Annotated in this window: 14 protein-coding genes; all 14 read right to left on the minus strand. The window is 62.1% G+C overall.

Annotation, left to right across the window (positions count from 1 at the left end):
* Window positions 1–2: 2 nt before the first annotated feature.
* The 14 genes from ASD04_RS01875 to ASD04_RS01940 all read right to left on the minus strand — a co-directional run bounded on the left by ASD04_RS01875 (window position 3) and on the right by ASD04_RS01940 (window position 14,626).
* Window positions 3–1,577 carry an NADH-quinone oxidoreductase subunit M gene (locus tag ASD04_RS01875; protein ID WP_082530915.1) on the minus strand — a complete coding sequence of 525 codons (1,575 nt, stop codon included), beginning with the start codon at window positions 1,575–1,577 and terminating at the stop codon, window positions 3–5.
* Window positions 1,577–3,628: an NADH-quinone oxidoreductase subunit L gene (nuoL, locus tag ASD04_RS01880; protein WP_056251695.1), complete on the minus strand. Its 2,052-nt coding sequence runs from the start codon at window positions 3,626–3,628 to the stop codon at window positions 1,577–1,579. The genes ASD04_RS01875 and nuoL overlap by 1 nt, the downstream gene beginning before the upstream one ends.
* Window positions 3,629–3,639: 11 nt before the next feature.
* Window positions 3,640–3,948, minus strand: coding sequence for an NADH-quinone oxidoreductase subunit NuoK (nuoK, locus tag ASD04_RS01885; protein ID WP_056252801.1), 309 nt, complete (start codon window positions 3,946–3,948; stop codon window positions 3,640–3,642).
* Between the two features lie 15 nt (window positions 3,949–3,963).
* Window positions 3,964–4,572 carry an NADH-quinone oxidoreductase subunit J gene (locus tag ASD04_RS01890; protein WP_056251698.1) on the minus strand — a complete coding sequence of 203 codons (609 nt, stop codon included), beginning with the start codon at window positions 4,570–4,572 and terminating at the stop codon, window positions 3,964–3,966.
* An 11-nt stretch (window positions 4,573–4,583) separates the two neighbouring features.
* A complete protein-coding gene (gene nuoI, locus ASD04_RS01895) occupies window positions 4,584–5,072 on the minus strand; it encodes an NADH-quinone oxidoreductase subunit NuoI (protein WP_046170135.1) in 489 nt (162 codons plus the stop codon).
* Window positions 5,072–6,169: an NADH-quinone oxidoreductase subunit NuoH gene (gene nuoH / locus ASD04_RS01900; RefSeq protein WP_056251700.1), complete on the minus strand. Its 1,098-nt coding sequence runs from the start codon at window positions 6,167–6,169 to the stop codon at window positions 5,072–5,074. Before nuoH ends, nuoI begins: the two co-directional genes overlap by 1 nt.
* A gap of 9 nt (window positions 6,170–6,178) precedes the next feature.
* Complete coding sequence (nuoG, locus tag ASD04_RS01905; protein ID WP_056251703.1) at window positions 6,179–8,281, minus strand: NADH-quinone oxidoreductase subunit NuoG; 2,103 nt, start codon at window positions 8,279–8,281, stop codon at window positions 6,179–6,181.
* Window positions 8,282–8,285: 4 nt separating this feature from the next.
* Window positions 8,286–9,593 carry an NADH-quinone oxidoreductase subunit NuoF gene (nuoF, locus tag ASD04_RS01910; RefSeq protein ID WP_056251708.1) on the minus strand — a complete coding sequence of 436 codons (1,308 nt, stop codon included), beginning with the start codon at window positions 9,591–9,593 and terminating at the stop codon, window positions 8,286–8,288.
* Between the two features lie 11 nt (window positions 9,594–9,604).
* A complete protein-coding gene (gene nuoE / locus ASD04_RS01915) occupies window positions 9,605–10,906 on the minus strand; it encodes an NADH-quinone oxidoreductase subunit NuoE (RefSeq protein ID WP_056251710.1) in 1,302 nt (433 codons plus the stop codon).
* Complete coding sequence (locus ASD04_RS01920; protein ID WP_056251715.1) at window positions 10,906–12,099, minus strand: NADH-quinone oxidoreductase subunit D; 1,194 nt, start codon at window positions 12,097–12,099, stop codon at window positions 10,906–10,908. The genes nuoE and ASD04_RS01920 overlap by 1 nt, the downstream gene beginning before the upstream one ends.
* Entirely contained in the window at window positions 12,096–12,713 is a 618-nt protein-coding gene (locus ASD04_RS01925) for an NADH-quinone oxidoreductase subunit C (RefSeq protein ID WP_056251717.1), read from the minus strand. The genes ASD04_RS01920 and ASD04_RS01925 overlap by 4 nt, the downstream gene beginning before the upstream one ends.
* Window positions 12,714–12,724: 11 nt before the next feature.
* Entirely contained in the window at window positions 12,725–13,306 is a 582-nt protein-coding gene (locus ASD04_RS01930) for an NADH-quinone oxidoreductase subunit B (protein ID WP_056251719.1), read from the minus strand.
* Window positions 13,297–13,662: an NADH-quinone oxidoreductase subunit A gene (locus ASD04_RS01935; RefSeq protein WP_056251722.1), complete on the minus strand. Its 366-nt coding sequence runs from the start codon at window positions 13,660–13,662 to the stop codon at window positions 13,297–13,299. The genes ASD04_RS01930 and ASD04_RS01935 overlap by 10 nt, the downstream gene beginning before the upstream one ends.
* Before the next feature lie 382 nt (window positions 13,663–14,044).
* Window positions 14,045–14,626: a hypothetical protein gene (locus ASD04_RS01940; RefSeq protein ID WP_056251725.1), complete on the minus strand. Its 582-nt coding sequence runs from the start codon at window positions 14,624–14,626 to the stop codon at window positions 14,045–14,047.
* Between the last annotated feature and the right edge of the window lie 146 nt (window positions 14,627–14,772).

The raw sequence follows: 14,772 nt of genomic DNA on the forward strand, positions 1-14,772 counted from the left end.
TCCTAGTGAGCCGCAGGCTCGGCCGCAGCCGGCTCTTCGGCAGCAACCGGTTCGGCATGGACAAGCGGCGCCTGCGCGTCGGCCAGTGACACGGCCGGGTCGAGCCCGATCGAGGTGGCATAGTGCGACACCAGATTGTCGACAGCCGCGGCGGTCGTGTCGAGAATCGGGGCCGGATAGAAACCGAACACGATGGTCAGCATGATCAGCGGATAGAGGATGATCTTTTCGCGCAGGTCGAGATCGAGGATGCCCTTGAGGCTTTCCTTGGTCAGCGCGCCGAAAATGATCCGGCGATAGAGCCAGAGCGCGTAGCCGGCAGAGAAGATCACGCCGAACGCAGCGCCGAAGGCGACCCAGGTGTTGACCTGGAACACACCGATCATGGTGAGGAATTCGCCGACGAAGCCCGACGTGCCCGGCAGGCCCACATTGGCCATGGTGAATACCATGAAGGCGAAGGCATAGCGCGGCATGCGCTCGACCAGGCCACCATAGGCGGCGATGTCGCGGGTATGCATCCGGTCATAGATGACGCCGACGCAAAGGAAGAGCGCGCCAGACACGATGCCGTGCGAGATCATCTGGAACATGGCGCCCTGGATGCCCAGGGCATTGCCGGCAAAGATGCCCATGGTCACGAAGCCCATATGGGCGACCGACGAATAGGCGATCAGTTTCTTCATGTCGGTCTGTACCAGGGCGACCAGCGAGGTCACGATGATGGCGGCGACGGAGAGGAAGAAGATGATGTTGGCGAATTGCGCCGAAGCATCGGGGAACATCGGCAGGCTGAAGCGCAGGAAGCCGTAGCCGCCCAGTTTCAGCAGGATGGCGGCCAGGATGACCGAACCGGCGGTCGGCGCCTGCACGTGGGCTTCCGGCAGCCAGCGATGGAATGGCCACATCGGCATCTTGACGGCGAGCGAAGCGAAGAAGGCCCACCACAGCCAGGGCTGCCAGGATTTGGGAAATTCGTGGGTGAGGAGCTTGGCAATGTCGGTGGTGCCGCCATTCCAGTACATGGCCATGATGGCCAGCAGCATCAGCACCGAGCCGATGAAGGTATAGAAGAAGAACTTGTAGCTGGCCTGGATGCGCGCGGCGCCGCCCCAGATGCCGATGATGAGGAACATCGGCAGCAGCGTGCCTTCGAAGAAGACATAGAACATGGCCAGGTCGAGCGTAGTGAACACGCCGATCATCAGCGTCTCCAGCACCAGGAATACGATCATGTATTCCTTGACGCGCATCGTCACCGACTCCCAGCTCGCCAGGATGGCAAAGGGCATCAGCAGTGCCGTCAGCACCACGAACAACACCGAGATGCCGTCGACGCCGACGCGATAGCCGATGGTGTCGCCGATCCAGGCATAGTTCACGACGAACTGGAAGCCCGCATTGGACGGATCGAATGTCTGCCACATGGCCAGCGACAGGACGAAGGTGATGACTGTCACGATCAAGGCCATCCAGCGGATGGCGCTGAGCGCGGTCTTGGGCGTGCACAGCAGTACCGCCGCACCCACGAAGGGCAGCCAGGTGAGGACTGTGAGGATGGTATTGGTGAAGGTCATCAGATCAGTCCCCCGGCCGCGATGGCCCAGGTCAGCAGCGCCGCCACGCCGATCAGCATGGCGAAGGCATAGTGGTAGACATAGCCCGACTGGAGCCTGGTGACCCAGGAGGTCACGTTCTGCACCCGGCGGCCGAGGCCCTCGGTGATCTTGTCGTCGATCAGCCAGTCATCGAAGCCCTTCCAGAAGGCACGTCCGATCCACAGAGCCGGCTTGACGAAGATTGTGTCATAGAGCTCGTCGAAGTACCATTTGTTGAGCAGGAACTGGTAGAGCCCCGGGTTTTGCGCGGCCAGGCGGCCAGGTAGTTCCGGACGACGGATATACATGATGTAGGCGGCGACGAAGCCAATGATCATGGCGACCGTGGCGCTCCACTTGGCCCAGAGCGGGACGTGGTGCGCGGCCTCGATGAGTTCGTGGTCGACGACGATCGAGCCGGCGAAGAAGTGCTGGATGTGCTCCACATCGTGGAAGAACATGCCGTAGAACACCGCACCCGCCAGTACCGCACCGGCGCCGAGCACATAGAGCGGCACCAGCATCACATTGGGCGCCTCATGGGCATGGTCATAGGCCGAGCCGTGATCATGGCCATGATCGTCATGGGCCGCATGATCGTCGTGGTGGCCATGAGCGGCCGGACGCGGAGCGCCGTGGAAGGTCAGGTGGACCAGGCGCCAGGAGTAGAAGCTGGTGAACAAGGCGGCGATGACCAGCAGCCAGAAGGCGAACATGCCGGTATTGCCGCCAACGGCATAGGCCGCCTCGATGATCGAGTCCTTGGAGAAGAAGCCGGCAAAGCCCAGGATATCCGAGCCCGGAATGCCGACGCCGGTCAGCGCCAGCGTGCCGATCATCATCATGGCATAGGTGATCGGGATCTTCTTGCGCAGGCCGCCCATGTTCCGCATGTCCTGCTCATGGTGCATGGCGTGGATGACCGCGCCGGCGCCCAGGAACAGCAGCGCCTTGAAGAAAGCGTGGGTGAACAGGTGGAAAATGCCGGCCGAATAGGCCCCTGCCCCGAGCGCCACGAACATGTAGCCGAGCTGCGAACAGGTCGAATAGGCGATGACGCGCTTGATGTCGTTCTGCACCAGGCCCACCGTCGCCGCGAAGAAAGCGGTGATGGCGCCGATGATCAGGACGACCGTCAGTGCGATGGGTGAGGTTTCGAACAGCGGCGACAGGCGCGCCACCATGAAGACGCCCGCGGTCACCATGGTCGCGGCATGGATGAGCGCCGAGACCGGGGTCGGGCCTTCCATGGCGTCCGGCAGCCAGGTGTGCAGCAGGAACTGTGCCGACTTGCCCATGGCGCCCATGAACAGCAGCAGGCAGACCACCGTCATGGCGTCGAGCTGCCAGCCGAGGAACTGCATCACCGGCAGGCCGCTCGTGGCGAATTCGCCGGCAGCGTGGAAAGCGCCGTCGAAGTCGATATGACCCAGCACCATGAAGGCGCCGAAAATGCCGAGGGCAAAGCCGAAGTCGCCGACGCGGTTGACGATGAAGGCCTTCATCGCCGCGGCATTGGCCGAGGGCTTGGTGTACCAGAAGCCGATCAGCAGGTAGGACGCCAGGCCCACGCCTTCCCAGCCGAAGAACATCTGCAGGAAGTTGTCGGCCGTCACCAGCATCAACATGGCGAAGGTGAAGAGCGACAGATAGGCGAAGAACCGGCTGCGATGCGGATCGTCGGCCATGTAGCCAATGGAATAAACGTGGACCAGGCTCGACACGGTGTTGACCACGACCAGCATGATGGCGGTCAGCGTATCGACGCGCAGCACCCAGCGCAGGTCCATGTCACCGACCTGGATCCAGCGCATGACCTCAACCTTGAGCACGGCGGTATGGCCGTCGACCTCGGCGCCCACCAGCCCGCCGCCAAAGGCGACCGGCAGGAAGACGACCCAGCTCAGCACGGCCGAAATGAGCAGCAGGCCTGTGGTGATATACTCACTCGGACGGTGGCCGATGGTACGGCCCAGCAGCCCCGCGATCAGCGCGCCGATAAGGGGCAGGAAAACAATCGCCTGAATCATAGCGGTGGTTCTTAGCCCTTCATCATGTTGACGTCTTCAACCGCGATGGAGCCGCGGTTGCGGTAGAAAATTACCAGGATGGCAAGGCCGATGGCGGCCTCGGCGGCAGCCACGGTAAGGATCAACAGCGCGAAGATCTGCCCCTGCAGATCATTGAGCTGCGCGCTGAACGCCACCATGTTGAGATTGACTGCCAGCAGCAGCAGCTCGACCGACATCAGGATGACGATGACGTTCTTGCGGTTGATGAAGATGCCGAACACGCCGAGCGTGAACAGGATTGCTGCTACGGTCAGGTAGTGACCGAGCCCGATACCCAAGCCCATTTTTGCCTCCTACAACCCTTGACCGCTTTTGACTTTGACGACTTCGAGCGTTTCCGAAGCCCGGCGAGCGACCTGATCGACCGGGTTTTGACGCTTCACATTGCTCTTGTGCTTGAGGGTCAGCACGATGGCGCCGATCATGGCGACCAGCAGCACCGCCGCCGCCCCCTGGAACAGGAAGACATAGCGCGTATAGAGCACCTGCCCGATGGCCCGCATATTATCGACCGTGCCGTCGATTGGCAGCGCCGAGCCGCCCGCCGCTTCCGGCGAAACGACGAAGCTGCCGGCCAGCAGCAGCAATTCGAGCAGCAGCACGATGCCGACAATGACGCCGACCGGCGCATATTGCAGGAACCCCTGGCGCATCGAAGCGAAATCCACGTCGAGCATCATGACGACGAACAGGAACAGGACCGCGACGGCGCCCACATAGACGACGATCAGCAGCAGCGCCAGGAATTCCGCGCCGGCCAGCATGAACAGGCCCGAGGCGTTGAAGAAGGCCAGGATCAGGAACAGTACGGCATGCACAGGATTGCGCGCCGAAATGACCATCACGGCCGAGACGATGGCAATCGCCGAGAACAGGTAGAAGAAGAATAGTGGAAGGGTCATGCTCTTCCCTCTCAGCGATACGGTGCGTCGGCGCTGAGGTTGGCCGCGATCTCGCGCTCCCAACGATCGCCGTTGGCGAGGAGCTTTTCTTTCGAGAAATAGAGCTCTTCGCGCGTTTCGGTTGCAAATTCGAAGTTCGGGCCTTCCACGATAGCATCGACCGGGCAGGCTTCCTGGCAGAAGCCGCAATAGATGCACTTCACCATGTCGATGTCGTAACGCACCGTGCGGCGGGTGCCGTCATTCTGGCGCGGACCGGCTTCGATGGTGATGGCCTGGGCCGGGCAGATGGCCTCGCACAGCTTGCAGGCGATGCAGCGCTCTTCGCCATTGGGATAGCGGCGCAAGGCATGCTCACCCCGGAAGCGCGGGCTCACATGCCCCTTTTCGAAGGGGTAGTTGATGGTCGGCTTGGGCGAGAAGAAATAGCGCATGGTCAGGAAGAAGGCTTTCACCAGCTCCGTGAGCAGCAGCGTGTTGACGAACTGGGCGGCGCGCATCAGGCCATCCCTCCATGCCAGCCCCAGCCGGTGAGCTGAAGAACGAAAGCGACAATGATGACCATGGCGAGCGACAGCGGCAGGAATAGCTTCCAGCCGATGCGCATCAACTGGTCGTAGCGGTAGCGCGGCACGATGGCCTTGGCCATGGCGAAGAAGAAGAAGACCACGCTGACCTTGATGAAGAACCAGATGAGGCCCGGAATCCAGGTGAACGGCGGCAGATCGATCGGCGAAGCCCAGCCACCCAGGAACAGCACGGTGGTCATGGCGCACATCAGCAGGATCGAGATGTACTCGCCCAGCATGAACAGCAGGTAGGGCGTCGCCGAATATTCGGTCATGAATCCGGCAACCAGTTCGGATTCACCCTCCACCAGGTCGAATGGCGGCCGGTTCGTCTCGGCCAGGGCCGAGATGTAGAACACGATGAACATCGGGAACAGCGGCAGCCAGAACCAGTTGAGGAAGCTGAGCCACGGCACGCCAAGCATATAGGCGAGGCCCATTTCCTGCTGCGCCACGACAATGTCGCTGAGATTCAACGAACCCACGCAGAGCAGCACGGTGATGATGACGAGGCCAATGGAGACTTCGTAGGACACCATCTGCGCGGCGGAACGGAGCGAGCCGAGGAACGGGTACTTCGAGTTGGACGCCCAGCCGCCGATGATGACGCCATAGACGCCGAGCGAGGAAATGGCGAGCAGGTAGAGAATGCCCAGGTTGATATTGGCAATGGCGAGCCCCGCATCGACCGGGATCACGGCCCAGCCAGCAAGCGCCAGCGTCGCGGTGATCAAGGGCGCCAGCAGGAACAGCACCTTGTCGGCACCGCCGGGAATGACGGCCTCCTTGAGGGCGAATTTCAGCAGGTCGGCAAAGCTCTGCAGCAGGCCGAACGGGCCCACCACGTTAGGGCCACGCCGCATCTGCACTGCGGCCCAGACCTTGCGGTCGGCCAGCAGGATGAAGGCCGTGAAGATCAACAGGCCAACCAGCAGCAGCAGGGTCTTGTAGACCAGACCGACCTGCACACCCCAGCCGAGGACCGGGATGCCGAGTAGATAGTCGAGTGCGGAGAGAATAAAGTCCATTGGTCTCCCCTACTCCGCTGCCTGCCGCAGGCCGGCTGCCATGGCGGCACATTCGCCCATGACGGCTGACGCGCGGGCAATCGAATTGCTGAGATAGAAATCGGACACGGCCGAGCCGAACGGCGCCGACTTGGTCTTGATGGCAGCCTTGGCGAGCTTGGCCACATCGGCAGCCGAACCGGCCGCGATCTGGTCAATACGCGCCAGATGCGGGAATTCGGCGTAGATGGCGGCGCGCAGCTGGGTCAACGAGTTGAACGGCAGCGGCTTGCCCATGGCGCCGCTGAGCGCGCGGATGATTGCCCAGTCTTCCTTGGCATCGCCCGGTGGGAACACGGCGCGGTTGGTCACCTGCACGCGGCCCTCGGTATTGACGTAAGTGCCGGACTTCTCGGTATAGGTCGCGCCCGGCAGGATGACATCGGCACGGTGCGCACCGGCATCGCCATGGCTGCCGATATAGACGACGAAGGCCTTGCCCATGGCCGACATGTCATATTCGTCGGCGCCGAGCAGGAACAGCACGTCCAGTTCGCCCTTGCCGGCCAGACCGATCTGGTCGGCCGAGCACACACCACCGTCATGCGGCACGAAGCCGATGTCGATGCCGCCGACGCGGCTGGCGGCATTGTGCAGCAGCGCGAAGCCATTCCAGCCTTCGGCGACATTGGCGCCGCTGGCCAGCTTCGCGGCCAGCGCGATGGTGTCGCGGCCAGCCTGCTTGCCGAGCTTGGCATGGGAGACAGCGCCTTCACCGACGATGACAAGCGGGTTCTTGGCATTGGCCAGGATTTCCGCGAACGAACCTTTGCCTGCCACCAGATCGGCCAGCGACTCGAAGCCTTCCCCGAGATAGGAATAGGTGTAGGTCAGGTCGGCCTGTTCGCCGATCACGGCAATCGGCAGGCCCTTGGCGCGCCAGGTCTTGCGAATGCGCGCATTGATCAGCGACGCTTCCTTGCGCGGATTGGCGCCGATGATGAGGATGGCGTCGGCCTGCTCGATCCCGGCAATAGTGGGATTGAAGATATAGGCCGAGCGCGGCATGGACGGGTCGATCCCCGACATGGCCGGACGCACATCGGTCATGCCCGAACCGACAGAGGCCAGCAGTGCCTTGAGCGCGTACATTTCTTCAACGGCAGCCAGATCGCCGGCAATGGCGCCGACCTTGTTGCCGGCCTTCTTGATGCGGGGGGCGACGGCGGACAGCGCTTCTTCCCAGCTTGCGGGCTGCAGCTTGCCGTTCTTGCGCACATAGGGGCGATCGAGCCGCTGGCTCTTGAGACCGTCCCAGATGAAGCGGGTCTTGTCGGAAATCCACTCTTCGTTGATGGCCTCGTTGATACGCGGCAGAATGCGCATCACTTCGCGGCCGCGGCTGTCGACGCGGATGGCTGAGCCGACGGCATCCATCACGTCGATGCTCTCGGTCTTGACCAATTCCCACGGTCGGGCGTTGAAGGCGTAGGGCTTGCTGGTCAGCGCACCAACCGGACAAAGGTCGATGACATTGCCCTGCAGCTCGCTGGTCAGCGCCTGTTCCAGGTAAGTCGTGATCTCGGCATCTTCGCCGCGGCCCAGCAGGCCCATTTCGGCGATACCAGCGACTTCGGTGGTGAAGCGGACACAGCGCGTGCAGTGGATGCAGCGGTTCATCGAGGTCTTGACCAGCGGGCCAATATACTTGTCCTCGACGGCGCGCTTGTTCTCGGCAAAGCGGTTCTTGTCCACGCCATAGGCCATGGCCTGGTCCTGCAAGTCGCATTCGCCGCCCTGGTCGCAGATCGGGCAATCGAGCGGGTGGTTGATCAGCAGGAATTCCATCACGCCTTCGCGGGCCTTCTTGACCATCGGCGTGTTGGTGAACATTTCGGGCGGCTCGCCATTGGGGCCGGGCCGCAGGTCCTTGACCGACATGGCGCAGCTCGCCTGCGGCTTGGGCGGCCCACCCTTCACCTCGACCAGGCACATGCGGCAATTGCCCGCCACCGACAGGCGCTCGTGATAGCAGAAGCGCGGAATTTCCGCGCCGGCCGCTTCGGCCGCCTGCATCAGCGTGTAATAGTCGGGAACTTCGACGAGCTGGCCGTCGACCTTGATGGTTGCCATGGCCCTACTCCGCAGCGATCGACGGCACGGCGCCGTCGCTGGTGGACGAATACGTATACTGGTCGATCCGCTCTTCGATGACGTGGCGGAAATTGCGGATCAGGCCCTGGATCGGCCACGCGGCGGCATCGCCGAGCGCGCAGATGGTGTGGCCTTCGATCTGCTTGGTCACTTCGAACAGCATGTCGATTTCGCGCTTCTGGGCGCGGCCTTCAACCATGCGCTCCATGACGCGCATCACCCAGCCGGTGCCTTCGCGGCATGGCGTGCACTGGCCGCAGCTCTCATGCTTGTAGAAAGCCGAGAGGCGCCAGATGGCCTTGATGATGTCAGTCTGCTTGTCCATGACGATCACAGCGGCGGTGCCAAGCGAAGAGCCAACTTCACGAAGCCCGTCGAAATCCATAACCGCATTGCGCATTTTCTCGCCTGGCACGCAGGGTACCGAAGCGCCGCCGGGGATCACGGCGAGCAGGTTGTCCCAGCCGCCACGGATGCCGCCACAATGCTTTTCAATGATTTCCTCGAAGGTGACGCCCATGGCTTCCTCGAAGGTCGCCGGCTTGTTCACATGGCCGGAGACGCACATCAGCTTGGTGCCGGTATTGTTGGCGCGCCCGATCGAGGCAAACCAGGCGCCTGAACGACGCAGGATTTCCGGCACGACGGCGATGGATTCGACGTTGTTGACGGTGGTCGGGTTGCCATAGACGCCCATGCCGGCCGGGAACGGCGGCTTCAGGCGCGGCTGGCCCTTCTTGCCTTCCAGCGATTCCATCAGCGCGGTTTCTTCGCCGCAGATATAGGCGCCGGCGCCGTGATGGACGATAATGTCCAGGTCCCAGCCGTGGATATTGTCCTTGCCGATCAGCTTGGCTTCATAGGCCTGCTCGACGGCGGCTTCGAGCCGCTGACGCTCGCGGATGAATTCTCCGCGCACATAGATGAAGGCGAGATGCGCATCCATGGCGCGGGCAGCCAGCAGGCAGCCTTCCACCAGATGATGGGGATCATGCCGCAGGATATCGCGGTCCTTGCAGGTGCCCGGCTCGGATTCGTCCGCGTTGACCAGCAGGTAATGCGGGCGCCCGTCATTGACCTTGGGCATGAAGGTCCATTTGAGCGCGGTTGGGAAACCGGCGCCACCACGGCCGCGCAGGCCGGAGGCCTTCACCTCGTTGGTGATCCAATCGCGGCCGGCATCGATGAATTCCTTGGTCCCTACCCAGGCGCCGCGCGCACGCGCACCTTCGAGCGTCCAGTCGCCCTGGCCGTAGAGATTGGTGAAAATGCGATCCTTGTCAGCGAGCACTCTTCATACTCCTAACGCGGCTTCTTGCCGAAGACGCGGATATATTCGGCCTCGCCACCCTCGGCGAGCGCGGCGGCCTGGGCAAGCCAGTTATCGCGGGAAACACGGCCCTTGAAGCTCAGTGAGTCCTCGACCTTGGCGATATCGTCCGCGGTAAACTTGGCCACCTGGCTCCACTTGGTGATACCCAAGGCATTGAGCCGCGCTTCTAGCACCGGGCCGATACCCGAAATCAACTTGAGATCGTCAGGCACACCCTCGGGCGCCTTGAACAGCGGTGCGGAGCCACCCTTCTCGGCAACCGGATTCACTTCGGCCGGATTGGCTTTTGGCGCGATGATGGTCCGGGATTTCTTCGTGCTGGTCGCGCTTGCGCCGTCGGCGGGCTCGGAGACGACGTTCTTGCCTGGTGCCTTGCCGCCATCGACCTTGGGTGCCTTGGATTCGGCGCCGGTCGCGTCTTCGCGCATGGCCTTGTTAGGCTTGCCATTGGCCTTGGCAGAAGCGTTCGCGGCCTCGCGCTCGCCTTCGGCCTTGGCTTCGGAAACCTTGGCGGATTTTGGCGTACCCTTGAGGACGGGCGCGGCTTCCTCGCTCACATCCTTAGGCTTGGCGGCCGTGGTGGGCGCAGCCGGGGCAGCAGCGGGCGTGCCAGCATCAGCTGGCGGCGGGGGCGGCACGAATTTGGTGCGCTTGGCACTCGGCTTTTCCAGCAGCGTGGTGCGCCCGCCCTCGGCCGCCGAAGTGAGCCGGTCGATCTGCGGACCCGGCTTGATCGTGTCGCCCTTCCCGGAAGCGAAGGCATCGACGATCTCTTCGAAACGCGCAGGCGTCAGGTCCTCATAGGTGTCGTGATAGATCGTCACCATGGGCGCATTCACGCAGGCGCCGGCACATTCAACCTCTTCCCAGCTCATGGTGCCATCGGCATTGAGATGGTGCGGATCGTGGTGGATCTTGGACTTGCAGATGTCGATCAGGTCACCCGCGCCACGCAGCATGCAGGGCGTGGTGCCGCAGACCTGGATATGGGCGCGGCTGCCGACCGGCTGCAACTGGAACTGGGTATAGAAAGTGGCCACTTCCAGCACGCGGATATAGGCCATGCCGAGCATATCAGCGATCGCCTCGATCGTGGCGCGGCTGACCCAGCCATCCTGATCCTGCGCCCGCATGAGCAGCGGGATGACGGCGGACTGCTGACGGCCGGCCGGGTAGAGCCCGATCTTCCATTCCGCCCATTTGGCGTTGTCAGCAGTAAAGGCGAACGTTGCCGGCTGAACCGACTCATCCGCAAGGCGACGCGCAACCATTAGCGATCAACCTCTCCGAACACGATATCGAGCGAGCCAAGGATGGCCGAGACGTCGGCCAGCATGTGGCCGCGGCACAGGAAATCCATGGCCGACAAATGTGCGAAACCCGGTGCGCGGATCTTGCAGCGATAAGGCTTGTTGGTGCCATCGCTGACCAGATAGACGCCGAATTCGCCCTTGGGCGCTTCCACGGCGGCATAGACCTCGCCGGCGGGAACCTTGTAGCCCTCGGTATAGAGCTTGAAGTGATGGATCAGGGCTTCCATCGACCTCTTCATCTCGCCGCGCGAGGGCGGAACGACCTTGCCATCAAGCGAGGACACCGGGCCCTTGCCGTCGGCGGCATTCAGCTTGTCAACGCACTGCTTCATGATGCGGGTCGACTGGCGCATTTCTTCCATGCGGATGAGATAGCGGTCGTAGCAATCGCCGTTCTTTCCGATCGGAACGTCGAAATCCATCTCGGCATAGCATTCGTAGGGCTGGCTCTTTCGCAGGTCCCAGGCCGCGCCCGAACCGCGCACCATCACGCCCGAAAAGCCCATATTCCAGGCATCTTCGAGATCAACCACGCCGATATCGACATTGCGCTGCTTGAAGATGCGGTTCTCGGTCAGGAGCTTGTCGATATCGGCAAGCGCCTTGGGGAAGGTGGTGCAGAAGGTATCGATGTCATCGATCAGCGCCTGCGGCAGGTCCTGGTGGACGCCACCGGGGCGGAAATAGGCGGCGTGCATGCGGGCGCCCGAGGCGCGCTCATAGAACACCATCAGCTTTTCGCGCTGCTCGAAGCCCCAAAGCGGCGGCGTCAGGGCACCCACGTCCATGGCTTGCGTGGTCACGTTCATCAGGTGGGCAAGCAGGCGCCCGATTTCCGAATAGAGCACGCGGATAAGCTGGCCGCGGCGCGGCACTTCGAGGCCGAGCAGTTTCTCGACGGCCAGGGCAAAGGCATGCTCCTGGTTCATCGGCGCCACATAGTCGAGGCGGTCGAAATAGGGCACGGCCTGCAGATAGGTCTTGGACTCGATCAGCTTTTCGGTGCCGCGATGCAGCAGGCCGATATGCGGATCGACACGCTCGACGACTTCGCCGTCCAGCTCCAGAATCAGGCGCAGCACGCCGTGAGCCGATGGGTGGACCGGCCCGAAATTGATGGTGAAGTTTCTGACTTCGGCTTCAACGGTCATTGCTTGGCCTTCTCGTCACCGGGCAGCACGTAATCCGTACCCTCCCAAGGCGACAGATAGTCGAACGAACGGTATTCCTGCATCAGCTTGACCGGCTCGTAGACGACGCGCTTGCGCTCCTCGTCATAGCGCACCTCGACGAACCCGGTGGTCGGGAAGTCCTTGCGCAGCGGATGGCCGTCAAAGCCATAATCGGTCAGGATGCGGCGCAGGTCGCCATGGCCCGAGAACAGCATGCCGTAAAGGTCATAGGCCTCGCGCTCGAACCACTCGGCACCCTTGAAGACGCCGGTGATGCTCGGAACCGGCGTCACGTCGTCAGCCGAAACCTTGACGCGGATGCGCTGGTTCAGATGCGGGCTCATGAAGTGATAGACGACATCGAACCGCTCGTCGCGCGCCGGATAGTCGGCGCCGCAGACGTCGATAAAGCTGATAAAACGGCAGCGCGGATCGTCGCGCAGGAAAGTGGCCACCGCCACAATCGCGTCTCTTTCGGCCGTCAGGGTGAGTTCGCCAAAGGCAACTTCCTGGGACAGGATCGCCGGGCCGAGGGAGCGCGCAATGTGCTCGCCAAGGTCCACAAGCGGATCGACCTGGATCGTTTCATCCATTCTGGGTGACCCTAGCGTTCGATGGTGCCGGTGCGGCGGATTTTCTTTTGCAGCAACAGGATGCCGTAAAGAAGCGCTTCAGCCGTGGGCGGGCAGCCCGGGACATAGATGTCCACCGGCAAAACGCGATCGCACCCCCGCACGACCGAATAGGAATAGTGATAGTACCCACCGCCATTGGCGCAGCTACCCATGGAAATGACGTAGCGCGGCTCCGGCATCTGGTCGTAGACCTTGCGGAGGGCGGGAGCCATCTTGTTGGTCAGGGTGCCGGCAACGATCAGCACGTCGGACTGGCGCGGCGAGGCGCGCGGCGCGGTGCCGAAACGCTCGATGTCGTAGCGCGGCATCGACATCTGCATCATCTCGACAGCGCAGCAGGCCAGGCCCGTCTGCATCCACATCAGCGAGCCAGTACGGGCCCAGTTGACCAACTGCGATACGGTCGAGACGAGGAAACCCTTATCGGCCAGCTCATCGGTGACGTCGGTGAAAAAGGGATCCGTCGCGCCTGCAGTCTTGCCCGTGCGCGGATCGACGAGGCCGGTGGGGCGCGGCGCGACCAGCGTGCCGGTTGATTCACTCAATCCCATTCCAGGGCCCCTTTCCGCCATTCATAAATAAAGCCAACGGTCAGGACGCCCAGGAAGATCATCATCGACCAGAAGCCGAACCAGCCGACATCGCGGAAGGCCACGGCCCATGGGAACAGGAATGCGACTTCGAGGTCGAAGATGATGAAAAGAATGCAGACGAGATAGAATCGCACGTCGAATTTCATGCGCGCATCATCGAAGGCATCGAAGCCCGCCTCGAACGCCGAAACCTTCTCGGGATCGGGGTTCTTCACGGCCACGATGAAAGGAGCAACCAGCAAGGCAAGGCCGATAAGGCCGGCCACGGCAAGGAAGATGACAATCGGCAGATAGTCGCTGAGCAAGTCAGTCATGCGGCAGCCTGTTTCTAGTCCGGCCGGGCGACCGGGTGCGAGGGTTGCGCAGGCAATTGGGGCGAGCGAACCAACGCAAACGTTGATGGCTTGGGCTTAGACCTTTGGCTATCCGGTTTCAAGGGAAAGAAAATATGACTAGTACAATCATATATGCTGGAGGCAACAGCCCGCAACGTCTGCATTCCGGGCGCCATGCGGGCAGCAACGGCGTGCCCGGATTCGAGGGCATTTTAGAACGGGCCCGAGGCGTGAGCCGCCGCAAAACATCTATGCGGCAGGGCAAAAACCAAAACGGCGAACCGCGTGAGCGGTTCGCCGAATTGGGTTTGCAAGACGCTAGGTCGAGAGGGCGGTGAACCGCCCTGCCCGATTGCAAAACTTAGAAGTGGTAGAACACGCCAACGGTTGCCTTGGCGCCTTCGAAGAAGGAGTCAGCAGCACCGTCGAAGTCGCCCTGGCCAACGATTTCACCGCGAACGGTGATCGCATCGGTCACGGCCAGTTCAACACCGCCACCGAGCTGGTACACGCCGGTATTCACGGCACCACGGTTATGGGTGCCGAGACCACCGATGGCATAGACGAGAACCGAATCGGTCACGACAGCACCAGCGCGCAGGTTAGCGAAGAATTCGCTGCTGTTGGTGGCGCTGCTGTTCCAGAGGTAGTCGCCGGTGACTTCAGCGCCGATCAGGAAGGGATCGACCGGGATGAAGTTCACGCCGAGGGCAGCGCCGAGCACGCCCGAGGTCGTGTTGACGGGAACGGTAGCATAGGTGCTGGCGTCGGAGCCGGTGAACTGGCCACCAGCGCGAACGCCTGCATAGAGACCTTCCCAATCGAAACCGGCAGCTTCATAGATCGGCTGCGGGGTGGTCGGGATGATGAGGTCGGCGGCCTGAGCACCACCAGCGAGCAGCGCGGCAGCAGCCACACCGATAGAAAGCGAACGTACAAACATATCTTGCACTCCCATAGAGTTAACCGTAGTCGACCGACTAGATGCATCAGGGTAACGCGCGTGACAACCCTTTGGTCGCTCAAATTAGGCAATGCGGATAACGCCAGATGACCATTTGAGGGCGGGTGTTGCGCCAATGCCGCGCA

Origin of the sequence: Devosia sp. Root436, from assembly GCF_001426345.1 — a bacterium.
Classification (GTDB): domain Bacteria; phylum Pseudomonadota; class Alphaproteobacteria; order Rhizobiales; family Devosiaceae; genus Devosia.

Excerpts from the sequence above, each read along its gene's own strand:
- ASD04_RS01875 (WP_082530915.1), bottom strand. The coding sequence starts at position 1,577 with ATGACCTTCACCAATACCATCCTCACAGTCCTCACCTGGCTGCCCTTC.
- nuoL (WP_056251695.1), bottom strand. The coding sequence starts at position 3,628 with ATGATTCAGGCGATTGTTTTCCTGCCCCTTATCGGCGCGCTGATCGCG.
- ASD04_RS01890 (WP_056251698.1), bottom strand. The coding sequence starts at position 4,572 with ATGACCCTTCCACTATTCTTCTTCTACCTGTTCTCGGCGATTGCCATC.
- nuoI (WP_046170135.1), bottom strand. The coding sequence starts at position 5,072 with ATGCGCGCCGCCCAGTTCGTCAACACGCTGCTGCTCACGGAGCTGGTG.
- nuoH (WP_056251700.1), bottom strand. The coding sequence starts at position 6,169 with ATGGACTTTATTCTCTCCGCACTCGACTATCTACTCGGCATCCCGGTC.
- nuoG (WP_056251703.1), bottom strand. The coding sequence starts at position 8,281 with ATGGCAACCATCAAGGTCGACGGCCAGCTCGTCGAAGTTCCCGACTAT.
- nuoE (WP_056251710.1), bottom strand. The coding sequence starts at position 10,906 with ATGGTTGCGCGTCGCCTTGCGGATGAGTCGGTTCAGCCGGCAACGTTC.
- ASD04_RS01920 (WP_056251715.1), bottom strand. The coding sequence starts at position 12,099 with ATGACCGTTGAAGCCGAAGTCAGAAACTTCACCATCAATTTCGGGCCG.
- ASD04_RS01925 (WP_056251717.1), bottom strand. The coding sequence starts at position 12,713 with ATGGATGAAACGATCCAGGTCGATCCGCTTGTGGACCTTGGCGAGCAC.
- ASD04_RS01930 (WP_056251719.1), bottom strand. The coding sequence starts at position 13,306 with ATGGGATTGAGTGAATCAACCGGCACGCTGGTCGCGCCGCGCCCCACC.
- ASD04_RS01935 (WP_056251722.1), bottom strand. The coding sequence starts at position 13,662 with ATGACTGACTTGCTCAGCGACTATCTGCCGATTGTCATCTTCCTTGCC.
- ASD04_RS01940 (WP_056251725.1), bottom strand. The coding sequence starts at position 14,626 with ATGTTTGTACGTTCGCTTTCTATCGGTGTGGCTGCTGCCGCGCTGCTC.